Annotated in this window: 1 pseudogene; it reads left to right on the plus strand. The window is 65.3% G+C overall.

The window, feature by feature from the left end:
• A pseudogene (locus JZZ72_RS27640) lies at positions 1–1240 on the plus strand (RHS repeat-associated core domain-containing protein); the annotation flags it as partial.

Consider the following 1240-nt stretch of genomic DNA (forward strand, 5'->3'; position numbering starts at 1 on the left):
CCGCGATGCCGAGGGTGGCCTTTGGCTGCGCGACTACGACGAGCGCGGCAACCTGGTAGAGACGGTCGACCCGCTGGGCAACAAGACCGAATTTGCCTACACCCCAAGCGGCCTGGTAAGTGCGATCAAGGACGCCAACGGCAACCAGAAGGCGCTGGCCTACAACGACGCCGGGCAACTGCTCGAGTACGTCGACTGCTCCGGCAAGACCAGCCAGTGGGCCTACAACGACTTCAGCCAGCTGGTGCAGTTCGCCGACGCAGCGGGCAACTCGACCGCCTATGAGTACAAGGCCGGGCAACTGTCCAGGGTCACCCACCCCGACAACACCGAAGAGCGCTTCGAGCGTGATGCCGAAGGCCGTCTGCTGGCGTACCTCGACGCGCTCGACCGCTGCACCACCTGGACCTATTCCGGCGCCGGGCTTCTGGCCGAGCGCGTCGACGCCAACGAGCACACCCTGCGCTACCGCTGGGACAAGCTGGGCCGGCTGATTGGCCTGGAAAACGAAAACACCAGCCAGGCGAGCTTCGTGTACGACCCGGTCGGTCGCCTGTTGCAGGAGACCGGCTTCGATGGCCTGACCACCCGTTATCAATACGACCCGTACAGCGGTCGCCTGGCCTCGACCCAGGTCGGCCAGCGCCGCATCGACCTGCGTTTCGACCCCATGGGGCGGCTGGCCGAGCGTACCGCCAGGCTGGGTGATCAGTCCCAGACCGAGCGCTTTGCCTATGACGGCAACGGCAGGCTGATCCAGGCGATCAACGCGGCAAGCCAGCTGCAGTGGTTCCATGACGAGGCGGGCAATCTGACCCGCGAGCATCAGCATTACCTGGGGTTGCAGCAGCCGGTGGTGGCGGTGTGGACGCACGAGTACGACGTGCTCAACCAGCGCATCGCGACCGTGCGCCCCGATGGCCACACGGTCAGTTGGCTGACCTACGGCAGCGGCCACCTGCTGGGCATGAAGCTCGACCAGCACGACATGCTCAGCTACGAGCGCGAGACCTGCACCGTGAAGTGGCGCGCCATCAGGGCAACAAGCTGATGCAGACCCAGGCCTGGGACCCGGCCGGACGGCTGCAGGAGCAACTGCTAGGCAGCCACGACGGCAAGTCCACGTTGCTCAAGCGTCAGTACCAGTACGATGGCGCCGGGCAACTCACCGACATTCACGACAGCCGACGTGGTCAGTTGGCCTACCAGTACGACCCTGTCGGTCGCCTGTTGCAGGCCA

It is taken from the genome of Pseudomonas palmensis (genome assembly GCF_017848315.1).
In the GTDB taxonomy this organism is placed as follows: Bacteria; Pseudomonadota; Gammaproteobacteria; order Pseudomonadales; family Pseudomonadaceae; genus Aquipseudomonas; species Aquipseudomonas palmensis.